This window comes from Paenarthrobacter sp. TE4293, assembly GCF_050435325.1.
GTDB lineage: Bacteria > Actinomycetota > Actinomycetes > Actinomycetales > Micrococcaceae > Arthrobacter > Arthrobacter nitroguajacolicus_C.
This window is the reverse complement of the sequence record NZ_JBNJRY010000002.1, coordinates 292830-316233: the sequence shown is the minus strand read 5'-3', so window position 1 is coordinate 316233 and position 23404 is coordinate 292830. Positions and strand designations below refer to the sequence as shown.

Here is a 23404-nt window from a genome sequence, read left to right as displayed (position 1 = left end):
CGCGCGTAGACTCTGCTTCACCGACGCGCTGGGGCGTCATGACTTCTGGGGGTCTTGCCATGTTTGCTGCTGGGGATAATTCGCGTGCGCTTGGAGTACGACGGCGGGTTGGCGTACGACGGCGGCGACGGGTGGCGGCTGGTAGTGTCGCCGTCGGATTGGGGCTGGCGCTGTTGTTGGGAACCTTTGGTTCGCCTCTTCCGCCGGCCGCAGCAGATGCGGTCACGGACATCGTTCCTGTAGGCGACAAACCTGGTGCCATCGCCGTGAACCCTGTGACGAACAAGGCGTACGTTGCCTCATTCGAAGGCGTTTCGGTCATCAACGGAACATCCGACGGGGGCCTCCTGTACTCGGGAGACATGCCCGTGGACGTTGCCGTGAACCCGGTGACCAACAAGATTTACGTCAGCGAGATTGGTGGCTCCGTCGCTGTTGTCAACGGGGTCTCCGGTGCGGTCAGTTGGGTTCCTGTGGGTGCTGAGCCGCGCGTCGTGGCTGTGAACGAGACGAACAACAAGATCTACGTGGCCGTGAAGACCGGCGTGACCATCATTGATGGGGCTACCAACACCACTACCTCCGTGCCTTTCGACGCGGGTGCGGGAGACATCCTGGTCAATCAGGTGACGGGCAAGGTCTACGTTCTATCCGGCGGGACCATCAAAGTCCTCACGGCCACTGGCACTCTGTCCTCAACAATCGTCATCGGCGCAGGCATCCTCGGCGCTGCGATGAATGAGACGACCAACAAGCTGTACATCACGACGATCAGCAGGTTCGGGCCTCGGCTCTCCGTGATCGACGGCGCAACGGACTCGAGTGGGGGGAGCCTCACGTTCTCGCAGACCGTCGGCGCTCTCGCGGTTAATCCTGGGACGAACAAGATATACGTAGCCGCAGACAGTGCTTCAACTGACGGCTTTGTGAAAATCATTGATGGGGCGACCTTCACGGAAGTGACCACCATCAGCACCGCCACGCGTGTCAGCGAGATCGAAGTGAACCCCGCGAGCAATAAGGTCTACGTTCCTACAGCCGGCGGTGGCACTCTCATCATCGATGGCCAGAGCAACAGCAGCTACGCCGTTTACACAGGCAGTGAACCGGTCTCCGCTGCCGTCAACACCTCCACTAACAAGGCTTACATCGTCAGCTACGGCACCGCCTCTGTGCGAATCATCGACGGGACCGTGGAGCGGCCTGTCAAGAATGATTTCAACGGCGATGGGTTCACTGACGTTTTGGCTCGAGAAGCTTCCGGCGTCCTGTGGCTCTATCCAGGCGACGGATCAGGCGGGTGGCTGACCCGCGTGCAGGTAGGGCAGGGCTGGAACGTGATGACAGCTCTGGTTGCTCCCGGCGACTTCAATGGCGACGGGAACGCCGACGTCCTTGCCCGTGACGGCGGAGGGCTGCTGTGGCTCTACCCGGGCAATGGATCGAGTGGCTGGCTGCCCCGCGTGCAGGTGGGCACAGGCTGGGCTGGAATGACCGCGATCGAATCGGTCGGTGACTTCAACGGCGACACCTTCGTGGACATCGCTGCCCGTACCGCCTCAGGCGTTCTGTGGGTGTACCGGGGTAACGGCTCTGGCGGTTGGCTGTCTGCCATCCAGGTGGGCACGGGGTGGAACGGTATGTCTGAGATAACCGGCGTCGGTGACTTCAACAGCGACGGCACGCCCGATATTGCCGCCCGTGATTCTTCCGGCGTGCTCTGGCTCTACCCAGGCAACGGCTCAGGTGGCTGGCTGCCGCAGCGGGCAATCGGCCAGGGCTGGAACGTCATGAACTCGCTGGTTGGTCCGGGTGACTTCGACGGAGATGGACGTGCGGACATCCTGGCCCGGAACGCCGCGGGCGAGCTGTGGCTGTACACGGGCAGCGGGGGACTGGCATGGCCTTCGCCATCCCGCGTTGGCACGGGGTGGAACGGGATGACGGCGATTCTGTAGTTCAGGTCACACGCTGTAGACTCCGCTCATCGGCGCGACAGTCGCGTCTCACTTCTCTGAGGGTCTCCTTGGGTTCTGCCGCGTCCAAATCCGCCGTGCCTGGTGCCGGAAAGTTCCGAGCTAAGCGCACCACGTTTGCGCTCGTTGTCATTGCCTCACTGGGCCTTTCGCTGTTGGCTGGCGCGCCCGCTAATGCTGACTCGACCTCGTTTGACATACCGGTTGGGAAGTCCCCCCACGACATAGCGGTGGCCGACAACGGAGACGTTTATGTCGCTACTGACAGTGGGGTGTCAGTGATCGAGGCAAAAACAAGAAAAGTCACGACGGTAGACGTGGGCGGCCCGGCGCAGGGGGTTGCCACTTTCGGCAGCAGCACAGCCTACGTCAGTGTTGACGGCCAAGCTGGCGCCAACGGGTCGGTAGTGATTATGAACGGTGCCTCAATTGCGGGCCGCGTAAAATCAGGGCCCAACCCCCGCAAGATTGCCGTCAATAAGGACACCCGAAAGGTGTACGTAGCCTACGGCAATGGAATCACTGTTATTGATCCGTGGGCGGGCCATTCGGCGGTGGACATCCCCTACTACGGGTCCGTTCCTGGCGGCGTGGTCGTCGACTCATCGCGAAACAGGGTGTTCGTCCCAACCAACGGTGGCGTTCTCACGGTCATCGACGGACAGACAAACTTCAAGAACGTTTATGTGTTGGGCGGGGGCGATGCGATTGACCATGCCGTCAACACCCGGACCAACGAGGTTTTCCAAACCCTCGCGGGAAGTTATCTTGGCCGTCCACAAAGCGATCTGGGAATCGTTGAAGACTCGGCCTATGCAAGCTTTCTGTACCGGCAGGATGAGACTTTCGGGAAGGTGGCTGTGGATTCCTGGACCGGTATTGTTTATGTCGAGTCCCTGAGTGCTAGTGGCAGTTCGTCGATTGTGTTGGTCGATCCGGCAACGAGGCAGAAGATCGCCCAGATTAGCATCCCGAGCGAGCCCACCGCATTGGCCGTCGATTCCACGCGCCACAGAACATATGCCCCCTTGAGCCGTGGGGGTGTCTCCGTCATCGACTCATCCAACACCTCGTCAGTTGTTCGAACCGGAGTTCACCCTGTAGCCGTTGCGGTCCACGAGTACACGGGCGCAACCTACGTGGCGAATCAGGGAAGTGCTTCGGTGACGGTTGTTCAGTCTGCTGATCCCAGACCCGTGAAGAACGATTTCAACAACGATCGAAATGCAGACGTTTTGGCGCGTGACGGCTCCGGCGTCCTCTGGCTCTACCCGGGGGATGGTGCTGGCGGTTGGCTCGACAGGCGCCAAGTCGGCCAAGGCTGGAACGTTATGACGTCCATGGTTACTCCTGGCGATTTCAACGGTGACGGCTCTTCAGATGTGCTTGCCCGCGACTCGTCCGGCGTGCTGTGGCTCTATGGCGGGAACGGCTCTGCCGGTTGGTTGCCACGTATGCAGATCGGCGTGGGTTGGAGTGGCATGACCGCAATCACCTCTGCAGGTGATTTCAACGGCGACGGCAACATGGACGTTGCGGCACGGGACGGTAGCGGCGTCTTGTGGTTGTACCCAGGAAATGGCAAGGGCGGCTGGCTGACCAGGGTCCAGATCGGTTCTGGTTGGTCATCCATGACGGACGTCGTGGGCGTGGGCGACTTTAATACCGACGGTGCCTCCGACGTTATGGCACGGGATGCCGGTGGGCGGCTCTGGCTCTACCCAGGAAACGGTGCAGGCGGCTGGTTGCCCCAAGTGCAGTACGGCCAGGGATGGAATGGCATGACGGCACTCTTCGCAACGGGTGACTTCAGCGGCGATCGAAAAGCGGACATCATGGCTCGCGATTCGTCCGGCGCATTGTGGCTCTTCTCCGGCAGCGGCGGGGCGAAATGGCCCATTGGAAGTGTCATTGGCCAGGGCTGGAACGGCATGACCGCAATTCTCTGATGTAAAAACGGCAAAACCCCCGCTGAAGTGAACTTCACTGCTGAGAGTCGACGTTCAATCCATTCTCCAAGTGCGGTCCCTGCAGTCGGGGGTTTTGCCGTTGCCTCGTCTATTTGGTCGCTACGAATACTTTGTCACCGAGCATTCCTGCACGGACCGCGAGGACGCCTTGTCCAGCAGTCGCGCTAGGAACCTCGAAGGCTTTATTGCCCGTTGCTGTGGCACCCTTGTAGAGCGTACTCATGCTGTCGATTGACTCGGGTGCCACGGCGAAAGTTTTGGTGCCGTCAACCGTGTTTCCATCGGCAGTGACGTAGTCGACTGATACAAAGGCCGGCATTTGTCCGTTGGCATCATCTCCGAGGTAAGTCGCGGAGTAGTTAACCAAGATGTACTCAGACCCGGCAGCGGGTGCTTTGTTGAATTGGTTGGCTGCCACTACGGCATCGGTCGCCGCCAAAGTGACCGAGTTAATGACTACCCGCCAATCCTTGGACTCAATGACTGAGCCGATGGGATAAGGGCTTTCGCGGGTGCCGGCCTTCGCGGACGCGTTCGTCGTGGCCCCGCCCTCAGTGGCCCCGTCTTTGGACGGCTCCACAACTTTGGTGTCGCCGCTGCCGAATGCGTTGTCAAAAGAGGTCGCTACAACAGCGGTAAAGACAACAACTCCAACAATCGTGCCAACGACTGACGTGATAAGTGCAGTGACTCCCATCCACTTGGCTTTGTCTTTCAAGAAAAGGGAGACGATGGCCAGGATGAATGCGATAGGCAGCAAGACCCAGCCAACGATCAGAGCGCCTGGAACGCACGCGAAAATGAATCCCAGTACGGCTGTTATGAGTGCAATCAGACCGACTATGTTGAGCTGTTTCTTCGTATTAGGCGGCGGAACCTGGTCAGAGTACAGCGGTACACCTGGGCCCTGTGGATATTGAGGTTGCCCTTGTGCGAATTGAGGATGCTGGGGATGGGGCGAAGGCTGCTGTGAGCCCGCCCCCGGAAGCTCTGGAGTTGTCATGGCATCACTATTGCAGAGCTGGAAGAATCTCTCCATAAAAGACACGAGGCAATAAACTGCTTTTCATAACGTGGCCCATCAGAGCCAAGTCTTTTATGTGATGCCTTACTTTCGTTTATTCAAGAAGCGGAGTTGTTCTCACCTTCCAAAACCCGACTGCCGGCAAATTGAGCGGGACTCACCGTCTTGAAGTCAGCCTGCATCACCCCGCGCCCTTTTCAAATCCTTCCGCAGCCCCCGGTTGTCTTCCCGCAACCCTTCGTTGTCTTCGGCCAACCCTCGGTTGTCCTCCGTCAACCCTCGGTTCTCGGCCTCCAGCTCCAGCACCAGCTTCACGCCGGCCAGGTTCAATCCCTCATCCAGCAACACCCCGATCCGGCGCAGCGTCGCCAGGTTCCGTTCGCTGTAACGGCGGGTGCCGCCGTCGGTCCTTTCGGGGGTGAGGAGACCTTTGCGTTCGTACAGCCGAAGGTTCTGCTGGCCTGTACCTACGAGCTCAGCTGCAACGGAGATCGCGTAGACGCCCAGCGCGTCCCGGTCGCCGGCAGACGCGGACCCGCCTTCGTCCGCAGAACCCGACCCGCCGTCGGCTGAGGCGGCGACCAGTCCGCCGTCGTGCTCCTCAACGGAACTGTTCGAATCAGCCATCCGAAACCTCTCCAAAATCTTCCGAAAACCTACTTGCACTACTCTCTCACCGGTGCTATAAAAAATCTATACCAGCCACCGCAGATCTGGAAGGCTGGGACCACAACAGAGTCAGCATCAAAATCTAAGGAGTGAGAACCAAATGCTGATGCGCACTGACCCGTTCCGCGAATTCGACAGGCTCGCCCAACAGGTTTTTGGCACAACAGCACGCCCGGCCGGAATGCCGATGGATGCATGGCAGGAGGACGGACAATTCGTTGTTGCCTTCGATTTGCCAGGGGTGGATCCGGAGACCGTTGACCTCGACGTGGAGCGCAATGTCCTCACAGTGAAGGCAGAACGGAAGTCGCCCGCCGGCGAGAACACGGAGATGATCGCTGCCGAACGGCCCCAAGGGGTCTTCAGCCGGCAACTGATCCTGGGCGACACTTTGGACACTGATGGCATCAAGGCCAGCTACGACGCTGGTGTGCTGACACTCCGCATCCCCGTCGCCGAGAAGGCAAAGCCACGGCGCATCGAGATCACGTCCAATGAGCAAAGGCAGGAAATCAACGCATAAACCGTCCGCTCCGCTGGAGGGTTCGCCCGGGGGTGGCCCATCAGCGGAGCGCCGGACCGGGAGCCTCCGATCGGTCGCAGCATCGGAATAGTGGGCGCAGGCTTCGCGCCACGCCACAGCGCTTGTCGCGCAGAGGAAAAAGCGACCCCTGACGTCGTCTCCCGATCGGATGGCCCTCGGCTCGCGCCGGGGGCCATCCCCAATCAGTGGCAAAGATGGAAACGGCAGTGAACACCAAACCTGACTACTACGCCATCCTGAACGTGTCGCCGCAAGCGACGGCCCGTGAAATCGCCCGCGCCTACCGTGCGCTGCTTCGGGCGCATCACCCGGACACGCGGCAAAAAGTCGACGACGGCGACACTACCTCAGCGGGCGACCTTCAGGAACTACACGCCATCATGCAGGCGTACGTCGTTTTGTCGGACCCAAGCAAGCGGGCGGCCTACGATCGTGCGCGCTCTGGTCTGCCTGCCCGGGCCTCGGGAACGCCGGTCAAAGTGCGAGTTCATCGGCACCAGTCGGAGGGGCCAGGGGCGCACGATCGAGAGCAGCCGCCGTTGTCCTTCGGTCCAACCAGATGGGAACCTTTGTCCCCCATTCACAAAATACCAAGGAGCCATTCATGAGTGCTTGGCGTCCCTACGACGGCCACATCATCCCGGCGTTCTACGAACGCTTCGAGAAACGCTGGGGGAGGGGGACCGCACCGTTCCTCGATCCCGAGGTCCATGAGCAGCCCATGCCCCGTGCCCAGTGGATCAACCCTGATACGGGCGCTGCCGTGGCGGTCGTTCCTATCTGGACCGACGACCCCGAGCACAGATCCTTCGGCGTCTTCTACCTTCCTCCAGCCGGCGATATTTGGATGCTGCGGCCTGGACCCACCACGTTCCTGGAACCCAGCGGGGGAGCGAGTCGAGAGCAGGTGACACTCCGGAACGACGCGTTCAAGAAAGCCGTCAACCACGCCAAGGAATTCATCTACGGGCCGCAGCTTTAGTGGGCTCACCCGAGGGGTTGGCTCTCGGCAGTAAGCGTGCCGAGACGGTCGCCGCTCGGCGGAAGGTGGCAGACAAAAAGAAGGCTGGTGCAGCCTAAGGAAAGAATCCCAAGGCGGCTGCACCAGCTGCTAGTACGACTTTCTGCTATGAGTTGTGACACCTATTCATTGGCCGCTCCTAGTTCCCGGCTTCGATTGTTTCCGGGCCTTTCAAAGTCTGTGCAAAGTCTGTGCAGGTGGGGGCGGAGTCGAGGTCGTTGTTGAGGGCTCCTGCCCCGGGAGAACACCTCCCATCTTACGGCGGCTGCACGGAAAAAGCGCTGGAAATCGCTGTATTTCAGGGGTGCCTGCGGGGTGGGAGCGGCCTGCCATGGCACGATAGATCACGATGAAACTGCGCGCTGATCAGACCGGAAACCGTGGCCTCCCGATGCCCCTTTGGCTGCAGGGTGGTTTGGAAGCGGCGCAAGCAGCGTTCATTTCGGCCATCGTGGTGGTGCTGCCGTTGGTGGGAGTGTGGACCACCGACGGTTTCCAGGACCGGAACGTAGACTCCCTGGCGCGTTTGGGTGGCCAGGCGTGGCTGCTGATCCACGGTGTTCCGTTGGAGTTGGCCCAGGTCAATATCGGCACAGCGGCCCAGCCAGGCTCGGGTCTGCTGTCGCTCATTCCGCTGGGTCTGACGCTCATCCCTTTCCTGCTTGCGTGGCGCGCGGGTCGTCGACTGGCCCGGGCCTCCTACACTGACCAGCTCTGGCAGGCCTTCCTCGGCGCGTTCGTTGTGTACGCAGCGTTCGGGGCAGCCACCGGATTCGTGTGCCGCACCTCCGAAGTCGTTATCAATCTGTGGTTCGCCATGACCATTCCGCTGATTTCGTTCGGCTTGGGCATGATTGTTGGCGCCCGACGCGAGGCCGGCTCGTGGAGCCGACTGATCGGCGTCGACGCCGTTGCCTGGCTCGCCAAGACGAGCCAGCACTCGCGCTGGGCCGGCTCCTACGTGGGCTCGGGGTTGAAGGCCGGCTTTGTTGCGGCTATGGCCTCCGTTTGTATGGCCGCGGTGCTGTTGGCCGTGACCATCGTGTGGCACTGGACGGACATCATCGCTGTCTACGAAGGCATCCAAGCCGGCGCGTTCGGCGGAGCAGTCCTTACCATCGCCCAGCTGGGTTTCCTGCCGAACCTCGTGATCTTCGCCCTGGCATGGTCATCAGGCGCGGGCTTCTCGCTCGGCGTTGGCTCCACGGCGGGTCCGTTGGGCACGGCGGTCGGACCGCTCCCGGCCGTCCCGGTCCTCGGCGCACTTCCCGCCGGGCAGCTCGACGCCGGTGCCATGGCACTCGCGCTGCCCGTCGTCGCCGGAATCCTGGCTGGCTGGTGGTTCCTCCGCGAGGGCGAGAACCACTTCGACGAGTGGCTCTCCATCAAGATCAAAGCCCGCTGGTTCACGGCCACCGCCTCAACCTTGTTCCTGGGCGCTTTCATTGGCGCCGTTGCGGGGCTCCTCGGCGGGACCTTGGCATGGATCGCCCGCGGTTCGGCCGGCATTGGGCGGCTCACGGAGATCGGACCCCACCCGCTGTGGACGGCAGTCTGGCTGGCCGCGGAGGTGGGCATCGGCGTCGTGATTGGCTACGCAGTGGGGCCGTGGCTGGAACGCCGCCAGAAGCTGCGCGAGGCCAACCTCGACGAAACAGAGTACGACGACGAACACGCCTAAGCGGGTCTGCTCACTTTAGCGCTGGGCTACCGGAGCGGGCGTGGCATCGAATTCTCGAGCTGCGTCATGCACTGTGTCTTGGCGGATTCCGTCAACGCCCCGCGCGAGCAATCCTGATAGGTGCTGACCTGGTTGAAGAACAGGACCGACGTCAGGATCAGCAGGCACATGACGGCCGAAACGATGAGGCCGGAGATCGTCCCGAAGAGAATCAAGCGCGGGTGCTTGTACTTCAGCGTCCGCACCAGCACCACCACGCCCAGCACCAAACCCGCGAGCGTCAGGATGGCACTCAACCACACGTAATTCACGTTCAGGGAGAACACGAAGAACGCGCCCAAAGCCGTCAACAGGAAGGCGCGGAACAGGATCTGGGTCACGCCGAGGGCGGACTTTTCGGCCTCGGAGCGGGGTTGCTGGCTCGGCTTGGGACCGACGTCGGGATTCATGTTTTCCAGCCTACGCGAGCCGCCCATAAGCTAGTGCAATGCGCATTGTTGTCCTCGTCTCCGGTACCGGTTCCAATCTTCAGGCAGTCATCGACGCCGTGAAGTCGGGTGAACTGGATGTCGAGATCGCCGCGGTCGGGGCCGACCGCCCCGACACCTACGGCGTGGAGCGCTCCGACGAGGCCGGCATTGAGACGTTCGTAGTCAACTTCAATTCCTTCGAAACCCGCGCGGAGTGGGACACCGCCTTGCGCGAGAAGGTGCTTTCCTACAGCCCGGACGTCGTGGTGTCCTCCGGATTCATGAGGATTGTCAGCGAAGACTTCATCAACGCTTTCGACGGCAAGTACGTCAACACGCACCCGGCGCTCCTCCCGTCCTTCCCCGGCGCCCACGGAGTCCGCGACGCCATGGCCTACGGCGTGAAGGTCACGGGCTGCACCGTCCACTGGGCCGACGCCGGAGTGGACACCGGGCCCATCATTGCCCAGGAAGCCGTCACCGTGCTTCCGGAGGATTCCGAAGAATCCCTGCACGAGCGCATCAAGGTAGTCGAGCGCCGCCTGCTGGTCCAGACCCTCGCAGACCTCGCCGCAGCCGAGTAGCTCGCTGTACTCAAGTAGCCCGCCGCGCCCAAGTAGCTCGTGCCACCCAACTGAGTCGCATTTAAGCGCGTTTAGAGCCCTCAAAACGCGCTGTGCTGCTACTTGGTTGCCGTACGGTATCTTGCGCCTGTGGATAACGCCGCATAGGCACGGTGATGTTTGTCAGCATGGGGCATGAAGACTCCTCGGCCGATGCCCGAACCACTCTCGTCGATGCCATTCACTTGGCATGAAGCAGTTGCCGCCGGGATATCCCGACGGCGGTTAAGTCACCATGGTCTGGACTCGCCGAGCCGGGCGATTCGAGTCCCTCGTCCGGAAACAGAGCACGCCTTCGCGGACATGGTTCGCCCGTTCACTCTGGTCACGCCATTCTCCGCGGCATCCCATGCCACTGCCTTTCTGCTGTGGGGGTTTCCAGGTTTCCTGCCCGGAAGCAACGGCCCTGGTATTCACATTTCCCGCCCGGACACCATGTCGATTCCCCGCCGAGCCGGAGTGGTGGGACATCGGGGGCAGTTTTTCGAGGATGAGATCACCCGGCTCAACGGCCTCATTATCACCAGCCGGGCTCGGACATGGCTGGACTGCGCCCGGAAGATGGACATCAACGAGATCACCGTCGTGGCGGACCATTTGATCCGGATTCCCAGGCCGGAATTGGAAGGACGCAGTTCGCCGTACTGCACCATGGATGAGCTGGAGGAGATGCTGGACCGGCACTGGGGGACACCGGGTATTCGCAAGGCCCGCCTCGCTTTGGAACAAGCCTGCGTGGGTGCCGACTCAGCGCCCGAAACGCGACTTAGGCTGGCGCTGACGAGGGCTGGGCTGCCCACAGCGGAAGTCAACGTGCCCACGGAACTGAGTCCCGGCGTCGTACGTCAACCGGACCTGGCGTATCGCGAACAGCGCGTTGCCGTGGAATACGAAGGTGAGGGTCATTCAGATCCGAAGCAGATTGTCCGGGACATAGCCCGGGAAGAAGACTTCAGCCGTGCCGGGTGGACCCTCGTGAGGATCTCGAAGCGGCACATGGGCAACGATGCGAGGTCCGCCGTGGCCAAGGTGCGGCGGGCGCTCGAACACCGCGGCTGGTCACCCAAGTAAGTCGCAGTAGAGCGCGTTTTGAGTCGTCAAAACGCGCTCTACTGCGACTCAGTTGGGTGGGAGCGGGCGCTTACTCGAGGACCCGCTGCTTCGTCTCCGGTGCGAAGAACGCCATCCATAGCACGGACAGCAGTACCAGGCCGCCGGCAAGGGCGAAGGACGTCGCCAACCCGAACTCCGGCCAGAAGAACGAGGCGAACACCAAGGGCCCAAAGCCCGCGCCGATGCGGGAGAACGTCGAGGCCCAGCCGAAGCCCGAGCCGCGGAGTTCCGTCGGGTACAGCTCGGAGACGTAGGCGTAGAGGACGGGGATGGCCACCTGGACCACGAACCCGAACACCAGCAGCCAGAACACGGCAGCTGAAGGCACGTCCACCACGAAAGCCACGATCACCAGCGTCAGGGCGGACAACGGACCGGTGATGGCCAGGATCCATTTGCGGCCTACCCGTTCCACCAGCAGCGCTGCGACCACCACGCCCAGAAGCCCGACGGCGGCCATACCCGCCGTCGTGACGAACGCCTTGTACTCCTCGAACCCGGCCCCGATGAGAATGCGCGGCATCCACGTCAGCGACAGGTAGTAGACCAAGAGGATGCTGAAGAACAAGGCCCAGGCGGCGGTCGTGATCTTCCAGTTGAACTGCCAGATCCGGCGCAGCTGTGCCCAGGCGCTGCCGGGGGAGAGGCGGGGCGCTGCCTGCGGTTCGGGCAGGCTGTACGCGCGCGGCGAAGCGCCCGTGGCCTCCACCAAACCATCAATCACCGCAGCCGCCTCAGCACGTCGGCCCGCACGGATCAGGAACAACGGCGACTCGGGGACTGAACGACGCACCCAGAACACCAGCAGCGCGGGCAGCACCATGATCAGCATCGTGAGCCGCCAGTCGCCAAAGGCCGCAACCAGCCCGGCGGAGATAAAGCCACACAGCGCGGCCCCCACGGGCCACCAGCCGTCCATGGCCGTGAGCACCTTGCCCCTTTGCTTGCGCGGCGTGAACTCACCCACCAACGCATAGTCCACCGGGATGCAACCGCCCAGGCCGAAGCCAGCCATGAAACGGAAGATGCAGAACCACACGATGTCCGGGGCAAACGCACCGAGAACCGTGAAGATGCTGAAGATCAGGAGGGTGGCCGTGAAAGCTTTCTTGCGCCCGATAGTGTCGGCAATGGTTCCCCAGGCGAACGCGCCCACGGCCATGCCAATCAGATTGGCCGTGCCAATCCACGCAGCGTCAGCAGGTTGCAGGGACCAGTGCTTGGACAGCAACGGAATCAGGATGCCGTTGAGCGTGACATCCCAGGCGTCGAACATGAACCCGAGCCCGCCGATCACGAAAATCCGTCCTTGGACCTTCCACCGCCATGGCAGTTCCTGCACAACTTGTTCGCCGCTGGGCACGGCTGTGTATGTATTCATTTGCCCTCCTGCAGGCAACTTTATGCGCTGGGCCGAACGCCGCCGTTCGCGTTACTTCTGGTTTTCGATCGCCCGTCGCAGGAATCCACCGGCTTCTTCCAGCGCATCCTTGGCCTGACCAGCGTCGATGCCCGTCAGGAGCACCAAAATGGCCGCCTTGACCGAACCGCCAACGGAGTCCAACGCCGCGGCGGCTTCTTGCGCAGACACGCCGGTGGCGTGCTGGACGGTCCGCTGCGAACGGGCGAGCAACTTCTCGTTCGTTGCCCGGAGATCCACCATCAGGTTCCCGTACGTCTTGCCGAGCTTCACCATCACCAGCGTGCTGATCATGTTGAGGACAAGTTTCTGGGCGGTCCCCGAATTCAGCCTGGTGGAGCCAGCAATGAACTCAGGACCCACCACAACCTCGATCGCCGCATCCGCCACGTGACTCACGGCCGAGCCCTTGTTGCACGCCAGCGACGCCGTAAACGCGCCCCTCTTCCGGGCTTCCTCCAGCGCGCCGATCACGTACGGCGTCCTTCCGGAGGCAGTGATACCCACGACGGCGTCGGCTTCAGTGACGTTGATGTCGTGTAGGTCGCGCGCGCCGGCCGTTGCGTTGTCCTCTGCGTACTCCACCGGATGTTGGATGGCTTTGGTGCCGCCGGCGATGAGCCCGACGACGAGTCCCGGCGGGGTGCCGAACGTCGGCGGGCACTCGCTCGCATCGAGCACACCCAACCGTCCGGCCGTTCCCGCTCCCACGTACAAAAGGCGCCCGCCGCGCTGAAGCCGCTCCGCAACGGCGTCGACGGTTTGAACAATGGCAGGGCTCGCAGCCTCAACGGCAGCGTGTACTCCTGCACTGTGAGCGAGCATCGCGGCAACCAATTCTTCGGTGCCCAGGATGTCCAGATTCTCCAGGCCTTCGGCTGTGGCCTCGGTCTGCAATCCGGCGAGTTCCGTGCGGAGGCCCGCGAGTTTGTCGGCGTTAGTCGGGCCAGTTTGTTCCGTCACGGTGGATGTACCTTTCCTGGAGGAGCCCGCGGCGCGTCGCAGCGAGGGCAGCACCGTCCAAGCCATCGCCGAGCGGGGCCACCACCTCAATCCCAGCCGAAGCGAGGGACTTCCGCAAGAGCGCAGCAAAGAAGTCCGATCCCACCACTCCACCCAGCATCGCCACGCGGGGTGTGCCGGCCTCGGCGCCGCTCGCGAGCTTCACCGTGTGGGTCAGGATGCGGCATGCCTTGCCGATGATGTCATGCGCGACGGTGTCACCCGCCTCCGCTGCGTGCAGAACCAGCGGCGCGAACCGGGCCATCGCCCGGTAGGGGTTCTCGTTGGCCGCGAGCCAGCCCGGGAGCATCTCCGGTGACTCGACCAGGGCGCCGGCCGCAGCCGACAGCGATGTGGCAGGGCCGCCGTCGTGCGCTTCAAGAACTGCCTGGAGTCCTTGCTGGCCGATCCAGCGTCCGCTGCCCCGATCGCCGAGGTAGGGTCCCCAGCCGTCCGCCCGGTGCAGCACCCCGGCTTCGTCGAAGCGGAAGGCCACGGCGCCGGTCCCCACGATCAAGGTGGTCCCGGGAGCGCCTTGGAGTGCGCCGAGTTGTGCTGCCGTGGCGTCGGAGAGGACCGCGGCGGGGACACTGAATCTCTGGGCCAACATGGTGGCGAGTTCCTGCGACTTTTCCGCGGAGGCCTCAACGCCGGCCACAGCTGCACCAATACCCGTCAGGGTGCTCACCGGGAGCCCGGGCGGCAGCTGGGCGACGGTCTCGAGCAGGAGGTCGAACGCGAGCGTGGGCCCGTTCTCCACATGCACCCCGGGGAAGCCGTGCCGGTCAGCGGCGCCCAGCAATTCGTCGCCGCTGCGCAACTCCACGCGGCAGCGGCTCTTCCCTACATCGGCAACGAGAACAACATTGGTGGGGGCTTCCATGAATCAACCCTATGTTGTGAGGCCCGATCTGCAGGGTATGGGTCGCTCTTTGGCTGCAGAGTGGGCCTCGCAGTGGGTGGGCTCTGCGTTGTGAGGCCTGTTCTGCAGGGTATGCGTCGCGCTTTGCCTGCAGAGTGGGCCTCGCAGTGGGTGGGCAACGCGGGCGCAACTTCTGTGGAGGAACAGTCACAGTGCCGCTCAGGGGCCAAATCTGTGGATAACGCAACGCCGCCGACCGTTTCCGGCAAGCATGGTCCAATGCTGAAACCAACGCCTCTGCCGTCGGAGATCGACCCGGAAGGCTTCCTTGTCAGAGATGCGTACGCGGCTGGCGTGCCACGCGGGAGGCTGCAATCGGCGGGCCTCGTCACACCCAGCCGGGGAATCCGGCTTAACCGCAGCGATAGCCCAAAGGTGGCGTTGCTTGCACGGCTGCACACGGCCGTCACTCCCAGATGTGCGGTGAGCCATGTGACCGCAGCGCTCCTCTGGTCGATCCCGCTTCCGATTTACCTGGAGGAGGAGGGCAACAACGGCGTTATCCATGTGACGCGACGACACGAGATTGGGCGGGTCAAGCGTCGCGGTGTGGTCGGGCATCGGGCGCCGCTCTTGGCCAGGGATGTTCGTGTAGTGAACGGGGTCCATTTGACGTCGCCCGAGTGGACCTGGATGGATTTGGCCCGGCATATGGGGCGGTCTTCGCTTGTGGCCGCCGGCGACTTTCTGTTGGCCCGGGAGAACCCGTTGTCCTCCATCGAGGCGATCCAGGAAGTCATTGACCGGCGACCCAAGGTCAAGGGAATCAGGATGGCCCGGGAGATACTGCCGTTGCTGCGCGTTGGGGTCGACTCTCCGCAGGAATCCCGGCTGCGGTTGAAAATCGTCGACGCCGGCCTGCCGGAGCCAGCGGCCACGCAGCCCATCTTCGATGAACACGGTAGATACGTATCCACGCCGGACCTCCAGTACAAGGAGTACAAAATTGCCATGGAGTACGAGGGGGACCATCACCGCTCCGATCCCGTGCAGTGGGGTAAAGACATCGAACGTGACGACCGGCTTCGAGCCATGGGCTGGATCGTGCTCAGGTTCTCCGATGTCCAGATGAAAGGTGGATGGGCCAACGCCGAACGTAAGGTGCGCGATGCGTTGGTGTCGCGCGGGTGGGGAGGCCCGGCGTCGTAATTCTCACGCACGGGGTGGTGGGTGCAGAGCGGGCCTGGCAATGCAGGGGGGTGATTTGTGGGGCCTGGTGTGCAGGGGTTGGGGAGGGTGGTGGGTGCGGAGTGGGCCTGGCAATGCAGGGGGGTGATTTGTGGGGCCTGGTGTGCAGGGGTTGGGGAGGGTGATGGGTGCAGAGCGGGCCTGGCAATGCAGGGGGGTGATTTGTGGGGCCTGGTGTGCAGGGGTTGGGGAGGGTGGTGGGTGCAGAGCGGGCCTGGCAATGCAGGGGGGTGATTTGTTGGGCCTGGTGTGCAGGGGTTGGGGAGGGCGATGGGTGCAGAGCGGGCCTCGCAACGCAAGGGGGGGTGATTTGTGGGGCCTGGTGTGCAGGGGGTGGGGAGGGTGATGGGTGCAGAGCGGGCCTCGCAACGCAAGGAACGTGAGGACGCAAAACGGGACCAACCACGAAACGCGATAAACTCTCCGTATCCCACCATCCGCGACATCTACGCGAACTAAGACGGAGACTTTTGTGAGCTTGACGCAGCTTGACCGTGTTCCCATCCGCCGTGCACTGATCTCGGTTTACGACAAGACGGGACTGGAGGAGCTCGCGAAGGGCCTGCACGCAGCAGGCGTCGCCATTGTTTCCACCGGCTCCACCGCCAAGAAGATCGCCGCCGCAGGCATCCCGGTCAAGGAAGTCGAAGAAGTCACCGGCTCCCCGGAAATGCTGGACGGCCGCGTCAAGACCCTGCACCCGCGTGTGCACGGCGGCATCCTGGCCGACCGTCGCGTCCCGGCGCACATGGACACCCTCGCCGGCATGGAGATCGAAACCTTCGACCTCGTGGTGGTGAACCTGTACCCGTTCGTCGAGACCGTGAAGTCCGGCGCAGCGCAGGATGACGTTGTTGAGCAGATCGACATCGGAGGCCCCGCCATGGTGCGTTCGGCCGCGAAGAACCACGCCGCCGTAGCCATCGTCACGGACCCGAACTTCTACGGCGCAGTTGTCGACGCCGCAGCACATGGCGGTTTCGACCTGAACACCCGTCGCCGACTGGCCGCCAAGGCCTTCGCACACACGGCCAGCTACGACAACGCCGTGGCCACCTGGACCGCCAGCCAGTTCCTGGACGAAGATGGCGACGGCGTCATTGACTGGCCCGCCTACGCCGGCCTGGCTCTGGAGCGTTCCGAGGTCCTCCGCTACGGCGAAAACCCGCACCAGCAGGCCGCACTCTACGTGGACAAGGCTGCCCCGGCCGGCATCGCCCAGGCCGACCAGCTGCACGGCAAGGCCATGAGCTACAACAACTTCGTCGACGCCGACGCCGCCCTGCGCGCCGCCTTCGACTTTGCCGAGCCCGCTGTCGCGGTCATCAAGCACGCCAACCCGTGCGGTGTCGCCGTCGGTTCTGCTGACGCTGCGGATCCGATCGCCGACGCCCACGCCAAGGCCCACGCCTGCGATCCCGTCTCCGCTTTCGGTGGCGTCATCGCTGCGAACCGCACCGTCACCGCCGGCATGGCCCGCACGGTTGCCGACATCTTCACCGAGGTTGTCATCGCCCCGGACTTCGAGCCGGAGGCCGTGGAGATCCTCTCCAAGAAGAAGAACATCCGCCTGCTCGCCCTGCCCGAAGGCTACGGCCGCTACCCGGCCGAAATGCGCCAGGTGTCCGGTGGCGTCCTGGTCCAGATGAGCGACAAGGTGGACGCCGACGGCGACAACCCCGCCAACTGGACCCTTGCCGCAGGCGAAGCTGCAGACGAGGCAACCCTCGCGGACCTCGCGTTCGCATGGACTGCGTGCCGCGCCGCCAAGTCCAACGCCATCCTGATCGCCAACCACGGTGCAGCCGTGGGCATCGGCATGGGCCAGGTCAACCGCCTGGACTCCTGCCGCCTGGCCGTCGAGCGCGCCAACACGTTGGGCGTGAAGGTAGAGTCCGACGTCGAAGGTGCCGGCGGTGCGTCCAACGCCAGCGGCTCTGACGCACCTGAGCGCGCACGCGGTGCCGTTGCGGCCTCCGACGCGTTCTTCCCGTTCGCTGACGGCCTGCAGATCCTCATCGACGCCGGTGTCCGCGCCGTGGTCCAGCCGGGCGGTTCCGTCCGCGACGAAGAGGTCATCGCCGCAGCCAACGCTGCCGGCATCACGATGTACTTCACGGGCGCACGCCACTTCTTCCACTGAAAGACGGGCAACAGCCCAAAAGCCAGTAGAAACGCAACGGCGGCCGCCCCCGGTAGGGGACGGCCGCCGTCGTGCTTGTTGCGCACGTACTTAACAGGGACGTGCCAGCAAAAGAGGGTCCGTTACGAAGCCGCAGCCGTGGTGTAGGTGGACTGGATGACGGTGCCCCAGTACGGGCCGTACATGGTGGTGGAGTTGCTGCCGTAGCCGTAGCTGTTCACGGAGTTCTGGTAGCCGGAGGAGCTGTTGCCGATGAACCAAGGACCGCCCGAGGAACCACCGGTCATGTTGCAGGGGATTCCCTGGCTGTTGAACTGCGGGTTGTAGGGATCGTTGGTGGCGGTGCCGGAGCAGCTCTTGAGCGATTCGCCGTTGAAGGGTGAGCCTGCCGGGTAGCCGAAGGACTTGTAGCTCAGGCCGCGGGCGGCGTTGAACTGGACTCCGGAGGAGCCGACGACGTCCGCGAGCTTCTGGCCGTTGAGGGTGTTGAGCACGGCGAATGCGGTGTCGTACTGCATGTTGCCGTTGGAAGCCCACTGGCTGGGGGAGTACAGCGCCTTTGCCGTCCACTTCCCGTAGGGTGCGGCACCGTTGAGGTAGGCCGGCACGAAGACGAAATTGGTGGCGTAAGCGCCGGGGCCTTCGTTGACGCAGTGCCCGGCGGTGGAGACGGTGCTCTTGTTGGCTGCGGTGACGGAGTTGCCGGAGCAGACGTAGTTGGCGCCGCCCAGGGTGAAGAAGACCTTGCCGATGTGCTTGACGGGGGTTTCGCTCTGGTTGACCTTGCGGTCGATGGTGGTGGACTCGGTGGTGGCCTGCTGGCCCGCGATGCTGCTGACGGCGCCCGGGGCTTCGGTGACCGGGGCTTTGCCGAGGTTGAGGAGCTTGCTGCGGTCAAGTGCTTTGGCCGCGAGGATCTCGCCGGACTTGGCGTTCTTCATGCGTTCCGGCGTCCAGTAGTCTGCAGAGCCGGCGTCCGACACTGCATGGCTGCTGACCGTAGCGCCGCTGGAATCTGCGTTCTTCACCGGTGCCGCGTTTGCGCTGGTGGTTCCAACCAGCGCCAGGATTGCGGCAGCGGACAGACTCAGCAGGCTTGTGGCCAGGGTCTTGGTTTTCGTCACGTTGTTCCTACCTATCGAGGGAGTGAGGCGGCCAGTGATGGCGACCGCCGACTGACGGAATCGAAGGTATCCTGCGTATGACAAGTTTGTAAAGAGATGTTTCACACTTTGTGATAAGTTGCTGTCACTTCTCAGTCAAGCGGCCGGGCCCCTTTGGCGTGCGGTTGGCAACCCGGATTCCAGGGAGCGGTCAGGGGTACGCATGGATCTCCGGTGGTGAAAGATGGCGCGGTGGCAACCGATCAGTCGTGCTTGACGCTGACAGTGTCCAACAGCGGTTTCGGTATGACTCCGGGCCACGAACCGTCGCGCTGGAAGTTCATGAGGTTGCGGGCACCCTCGGGATCGTCGGCGCTGAGCGGGATGACGACGGTGCTGTACTGCGACGGGGTCGAGGTCCGTGGGCTCAGCCAGGCCGAGCCCACGGCTGCGGCTGTCAGGTCGAAAAGCGGCTCCCCGTCAGCGGTCCTCGCGCTGATCCGGATATCCGTGGTGGGCATATAGCCTTCGCCGACGGACCACACGGTCCGAATAATGTAGTCGACCAGCAGGTCGCCGTAAGAGACTGTGTAGCCGGGGTCGATGTCGAACGCCACGGAGTAGCCGGTGTTGCCCTTCACGTTCGGCGCACCCCCTCCGACAAAGCCGGTAACGGAGATCCCCGGAACAGCCTCGATGGCCTCGCGGGCTTCGGCGAGCGTCTGGCCGGTATCGGCGTCATGCGGAATTGACTGCCGGGGCGACGAGGGCGGCGGGGCCGACGGGGCCGACGAGGGCGGCGGGGACGGTACCGGGACGGAGCAGGCGGTCAGAAAGAGGAAGAATCCAGCCATGATGGCAGCCGGAAACGGACGTCGGAAACGGCGGGACATGGTTCCACTATGTGCGGTTTCGCTGTGAAAACGGATGCTGACGCGCCTCGAACCGGACATTTGATCACGGCAACCACCGCTCGACGGCGGTGCGCAGCGGCGGCGGCCAGGCCGCCGTCGCGCATAAATCGTTTTCCCGGCCGGTAACCAAAGGAGTGATCCCGGACACGAAGAGCCGCCAAAACGGCCTACTCGGGTAAGTTAGGAGATGTTGAAATCTGCAGACTTTCAGGGAGAACCCCGCCAATGGCCAAGATTATCTATACCCACACAGACGAAGCGCCGATGCTGGCAACCTACTCATTCCTGCCGATTGTGGAAGCGTATGCCTCGACCGCAGGTGTAGAGGTGGAGACCCGCGACATTTCGCTGGCCGGCCGCATCATCGCCGTCTTCGGTGATTTCCTGACCGAGGAGCAGCGCACAGGCAACGCCCTGGCTGAACTTGGCGAACTGGCAAAGCAGCCGGAAGCCAACATCATCAAGCTGCCCAACATCAGCGCCTCCGTTCCGCAGCTCAAGGCTGCCATCGCCGAGCTCCAGGCCCAGGGCTACGCCCTCCCGGACTACCCGGACAACCCCTCCTCGGACACCGAGACGGACATCCGCTCGCGCTACGACAAGATCAAGGGCTCCGCCGTCAACCCGGTGCTGCGCGAAGGCAACTCCGACCGCCGCGCACCCCTGTCGGTCAAGAACTACGCCCGCCAGAACCCGCACTCCATGGGTGCCTGGTCCCCCGACTCCAAGACCAACGTTGCCACCATGGGCGAGAACGACTTCCGCTCCAACGAGAAGTCCGTTGTCCTCAAGAACGACGACTCCCTGAGCATCCAGCTGGTCCGCGAAGACGGCACCACCAAGGTCCTCAAGAAGGACTTCCCCGTCCTGGCCGGCGAAGTTGTTGACGCAACCGTCCTGCGCGCCGACGCCCTGGATGAGTTCCTCAAGGCGCAGGTTGCCCGCGCCAAGGAAGAGGGCGTCCTCTTCTCCGCACACCTGAAGGCCACCATGATGAAGGTCTCGGACCCGATCATCTTCGGCCACGTGGTCAAGGCCTACTTCTCCGAGCTGTTCGACACTTACGGCAAGCAGCTCGCAGCCGCAGGGATCAGCCCGAACAACGGCCTCGCTGCCATCCTCAGCGGCCTGGATGACCTGCCCGAGGACGTCCGTGAAGGCGTCAAGGCAGCCATCACCAAGGGCCTCGAAGACGGTCCCGCACTGGCCATGGTTGATTCCGACAAGGGCATCACCAGCCTGCACGTCCCGTCGGACATCATCGTTGACGCCTCCATGCCGGCCATGATCCGTTCCTCCGGCCACATGTGGGGTCCGGACGGCAAGGAAGCTGACACCCTGGCGGTTATCCCGGACAGCTCCTACGCCGGCATCTACCAGGTTGTCCTGGACGACTGCCGCGCCAACGGTGCGTTCGATCCCACCACCATGGGCACCGTTCCCAACGTGGGCCTCATGGCGCAGGCAGCCGAAGAATACGGCAGCCACGACAAGACCTTCGAGATCCAGGCAGCCGGCACCGTCCAGCTCGTGGACAGCAAGGGCACCGTCCTCACCGAACACCAGGTCTTCCCGGGCGACATCTGGCGTGCATGCCAGACCAAGGACATCCCGGTCCGCGACTGGGTCAAGCTGGCCGTCACCCGTGCCCGCGCCTCCCAGACCCCGGCCGTGTTCTGGCTGGACGAGACCCGCGCGCACGACGCCAACCTGATCGCCAAGGTCAACGAGTACCTCAAGGACCACGACACCGAGGGCCTGGAAATCAAGATCCTCTCCCCGGTTGAGGCCACGGCCTTCACCCTGGAGCGCATCCGCAAGGGTGAGGACACTATTTCCGTCACCGGCAACGTCCTCCGCGACTACCTCACGGACCTGTTCCCGATCCTTGAGCTCGGCACCAGCGCCAAGATGCTCTCCATCGTTCCGCTGATCAACGGTGGCGGCCTGTTCGAGACCGGCGCCGGTGGCTCCGCTCCCAAGCACGTCCAGCAGCTGATCAAGGAAAACCACCTCCGCTGGGACAGCCTGGGCGAGTTCCTTGCCCTGGCCGTGAGCTTCGAGCACCTTGCCACCACCACGGGCAACGCCCGCGCCCAGGTCCTGGCCGACACGCTGGACCGGGCCACGGGCACGTTCCTGCTGGAGAACAAGTCCCCGCGCCGCAGCGTCGGAGAGCTGGACAACCGTGGAAGCCACTTCTACCTGGCCACGTACTGGGCCCAGGAACTGGCCAAGCAGACCGAAGATGCCGAGTTGGCCAAGGACTTCGCAGCAATCGCTGAAGCCCTGACCACCAACGAAGAGGCAATCGTCGGCGAGCTCGCCGCAGTCCAGGGTCCCGCCGTCGACCTTGGTGGCTACTACCGTCCGGACGCCGCCAAGGCCGCTGAAATCATGCGCCCGTCGGCTACGTTCAACAAGGTCCTTGCTGACCTGAAGAAGTAGTCTCCGCAAAGTGAAACTGGCCCGCAGGCATTGCCTGCGGGCCAGTTGCTCTTAAGGGGTGATTCAGCGGTCCGCGCGGAACCGCTCCGGTGCCACGCCGCCGTCGACGATGTCTTTCAGCACCCGGCCGATCGCCGGCGTGAACTTGAACCCGTGCCCGGAGAAACCGGCACCGACCACCAGCGGACCGAACCTGTCCAGCACAAAATCCTCATTGGGCGTGGTGGTGTAGGTGCAGCTGATGGGAACCGCGGTGGAGGGGTCGACGCCGGGAAGCCACTCTTCTGCGTACCGCACCAAGGCTTCGAGCTGCTGCGGGATAGGCTCGAACGTTCGCTCGTCCGGGTCCATGACGGGGCCAACGCCGTGCCAGCCTGCCTTCACGCCTTCGCCGGGAGTGAGCATGCCGTACACGGGGCTGAACCAGTATTCGTAGAGTTCGTTGTTGGGGTCGGGGTCGGGGCTGTGGTTGAAGCTCGGCCACACGAGCGTGTTGTCCTTGGGCGTGAAGTGGGCGGGCTGCTCCTGCGTCACCACCAGCGCCGGGAGATCCGTGAGCTTGCCAATCAACTTGGGGGTCCACGCGCCGGCCGTGACGACCACCCGATGCGCCGTGTACTCGGTTTCCTCCGTCACGACCACCACCGATTCCCCGCCGGTGACGCGGATGTCGCGGACCGGCGTCGAGTAGTGGAAAACCGCGCCGTGGGCCTCTGCGGACTTGCGCAGTGCGACCAAAGCGTCGGCGGAGCGGATCCGTCCCGATCCCGGCACGAAGAGGACATCGGTGGCGAAATTCATGCCCAACCAGCGGTTGGCCGCCTCTTCGGCGGAGATGAAGTAGCTCTCGATGCCGCGTTCTTCGTGGGCTTCGCGGACTTGCTTCAAACGGGGGAGGTTGCCGTGGTTTGCGAGCCCCACCATGTCCAGGAGCGGCGCACCGTGCTCAGCGGCGAGCTCGTCCCAGAGGGTTTTGGACTCTGCCAGGAGGTCGAGGTAGTCGGCTTCGGAGTAGGCGGTGTTGAAGTTGCGGGTTGCCCCGTGGGAAGCGCCGATGTGGTGGCCGGCCTCGAACTGCTCCAGGAGGACCACCGAGCGACCCGACCGGGCGAGTTGCCACGCGGCAGCCGATCCCATGGCTCCTCCGCCAACAACGACAACATCAACTTCCAT

General features: G+C 63.3%; 20 protein-coding genes. 11 read left to right on the top strand and 9 right to left on the bottom strand.

Annotation, left to right across the window (positions count from 1 at the left end; translation table 11 throughout):
• The first annotated feature begins 131 nt into the window (after window positions 1-131).
• Together QF015_RS04825 and QF015_RS04820 are read left to right on the top strand one after the other, a co-directional pair.
• A complete protein-coding gene (locus QF015_RS04825; protein ID WP_429387389.1) occupies window positions 132-1958 on the top strand; it encodes an FG-GAP-like repeat-containing protein in 1827 nt (608 codons plus the stop codon).
• Between the two features lie 431 nt (window positions 1959-2389).
• The gene (locus QF015_RS04820; RefSeq protein WP_429387386.1) at window positions 2390-3925 is read left to right on the top strand and encodes an FG-GAP-like repeat-containing protein; all 1536 of its coding nucleotides are present in this window, start codon (window positions 2390-2392) and stop codon (window positions 3923-3925) included.
• Between the two features lie 109 nt (window positions 3926-4034).
• On the opposite strand, the gene QF015_RS04815 is transcribed toward QF015_RS04820, so the two are convergent.
• Window positions 4035-4949 (bottom strand): hypothetical protein, encoded by a 915-nt coding sequence (locus QF015_RS04815; RefSeq protein WP_429387383.1) that lies wholly within the window; start codon window positions 4947-4949, stop codon window positions 4035-4037.
• A 192-nt stretch (window positions 4950-5141) separates the two neighbouring features.
• Window positions 5142-5597, bottom strand: a complete 456-nt coding sequence (locus QF015_RS04810) for a MerR family transcriptional regulator (RefSeq protein WP_310201916.1) — start codon at window positions 5595-5597, stop codon at window positions 5142-5144.
• A gap of 142 nt (window positions 5598-5739) precedes the next feature.
• Between QF015_RS04810 and QF015_RS04805 the strand changes: the two genes are divergently transcribed.
• From QF015_RS04805 to QF015_RS04790, 4 genes are all read left to right on the top strand, one after another.
• Window positions 5740-6162 (top strand): Hsp20/alpha crystallin family protein, encoded by a 423-nt coding sequence (locus tag QF015_RS04805; protein WP_310201914.1) that lies wholly within the window; start codon window positions 5740-5742, stop codon window positions 6160-6162.
• A 215-nt stretch (window positions 6163-6377) separates the two neighbouring features.
• Window positions 6378-6791 carry a J domain-containing protein gene (locus QF015_RS04800; protein ID WP_429387804.1) on the top strand — a complete coding sequence of 138 codons (414 nt, stop codon included), beginning with the start codon at window positions 6378-6380 and terminating at the stop codon, window positions 6789-6791.
• On the top strand, window positions 6788-7165 hold the full coding sequence (locus tag QF015_RS04795) for a hypothetical protein (RefSeq protein ID WP_141283126.1): 378 nt from the start codon (window positions 6788-6790) through the stop codon (window positions 7163-7165). Before QF015_RS04800 ends, QF015_RS04795 begins: the two co-directional genes overlap by 4 nt.
• 388 nt (window positions 7166-7553) lie before the next feature.
• Window positions 7554-8885, top strand: a complete 1332-nt coding sequence (locus QF015_RS04790) for a cell division protein PerM (RefSeq protein ID WP_429387379.1) — start codon at window positions 7554-7556, stop codon at window positions 8883-8885.
• Between the two features lie 26 nt (window positions 8886-8911).
• On the opposite strand, the gene QF015_RS04785 is transcribed toward QF015_RS04790, so the two are convergent.
• On the bottom strand, window positions 8912-9361 hold the full coding sequence (locus tag QF015_RS04785; RefSeq protein ID WP_429387376.1) for a hypothetical protein: 450 nt from the start codon (window positions 9359-9361) through the stop codon (window positions 8912-8914).
• Between the two features lie 11 nt (window positions 9362-9372).
• On the opposite strand from QF015_RS04785, the gene purN reads away from it, so the two are divergent.
• Both purN and QF015_RS04775 read left to right on the top strand, forming a co-directional pair.
• Window positions 9373-9939, top strand: a complete 567-nt coding sequence (purN, locus tag QF015_RS04780) for a phosphoribosylglycinamide formyltransferase (protein WP_310201908.1) — start codon at window positions 9373-9375, stop codon at window positions 9937-9939.
• 474 nt (window positions 9940-10413) lie between these two features.
• Window positions 10414-11049 (top strand): endonuclease domain-containing protein, encoded by a 636-nt coding sequence (locus QF015_RS04775; RefSeq protein ID WP_310201906.1) that lies wholly within the window; start codon window positions 10414-10416, stop codon window positions 11047-11049.
• Between the two features lie 70 nt (window positions 11050-11119).
• Here the strand turns inward: QF015_RS04775 and QF015_RS04770 are convergent, their stop codons facing one another.
• Genes QF015_RS04770 through QF015_RS04760 form a run of 3 tightly spaced genes read right to left on the bottom strand, consistent with a single transcriptional unit; the run spans window position 11120 to window position 14396 of the window.
• Entirely contained in the window at window positions 11120-12472 is a 1353-nt protein-coding gene (locus tag QF015_RS04770) for an MFS transporter (RefSeq protein ID WP_310201905.1), read from the bottom strand.
• 51 nt (window positions 12473-12523) lie between these two features.
• Window positions 12524-13474 carry an N-acetylmuramic acid 6-phosphate etherase gene (gene murQ, locus QF015_RS04765; protein ID WP_310201904.1) on the bottom strand — a complete coding sequence of 317 codons (951 nt, stop codon included), beginning with the start codon at window positions 13472-13474 and terminating at the stop codon, window positions 12524-12526.
• Window positions 13449-14396, bottom strand: coding sequence for an N-acetylglucosamine kinase (locus tag QF015_RS04760; RefSeq protein WP_429387372.1), 948 nt, complete (start codon window positions 14394-14396; stop codon window positions 13449-13451). Before QF015_RS04760 ends, murQ begins: the two co-directional genes overlap by 26 nt.
• A gap of 471 nt (window positions 14397-14867) precedes the next feature.
• On the opposite strand from QF015_RS04760, the gene QF015_RS04755 reads away from it, so the two are divergent.
• Together QF015_RS04755 and purH are read left to right on the top strand one after the other, a co-directional pair.
• Window positions 14868-15584, top strand: a complete 717-nt coding sequence (locus tag QF015_RS04755; protein ID WP_429387369.1) for an endonuclease domain-containing protein — start codon at window positions 14868-14870, stop codon at window positions 15582-15584.
• 511 nt (window positions 15585-16095) lie between these two features.
• Window positions 16096-17766: a bifunctional phosphoribosylaminoimidazolecarboxamide formyltransferase/IMP cyclohydrolase gene (purH, locus tag QF015_RS04750; protein WP_310201899.1), complete on the top strand. Its 1671-nt coding sequence runs from the start codon at window positions 16096-16098 to the stop codon at window positions 17764-17766.
• Between the two features lie 122 nt (window positions 17767-17888).
• On the opposite strand, the gene QF015_RS04745 is transcribed toward purH, so the two are convergent.
• A complete protein-coding gene (locus tag QF015_RS04745; protein ID WP_310201897.1) occupies window positions 17889-18995 on the bottom strand; it encodes a trypsin-like serine peptidase in 1107 nt (368 codons plus the stop codon).
• A gap of 137 nt (window positions 18996-19132) precedes the next feature.
• A complete protein-coding gene (locus QF015_RS04740) occupies window positions 19133-19762 on the bottom strand; it encodes a hypothetical protein (RefSeq protein WP_429387366.1) in 630 nt (209 codons plus the stop codon).
• Between the two features lie 246 nt (window positions 19763-20008).
• Here QF015_RS04740 and QF015_RS04735 point away from each other — a divergent pair, with 246 nt between their 5' ends.
• Complete coding sequence (locus QF015_RS04735) at window positions 20009-22231, top strand: NADP-dependent isocitrate dehydrogenase (protein ID WP_310201892.1); 2223 nt, start codon at window positions 20009-20011, stop codon at window positions 22229-22231.
• A gap of 63 nt (window positions 22232-22294) precedes the next feature.
• Here the strand turns inward: QF015_RS04735 and QF015_RS04730 are convergent, their stop codons facing one another.
• Entirely contained in the window at window positions 22295-23404 is a 1110-nt protein-coding gene (locus QF015_RS04730; protein ID WP_310201890.1) for an FAD-dependent oxidoreductase, read from the bottom strand.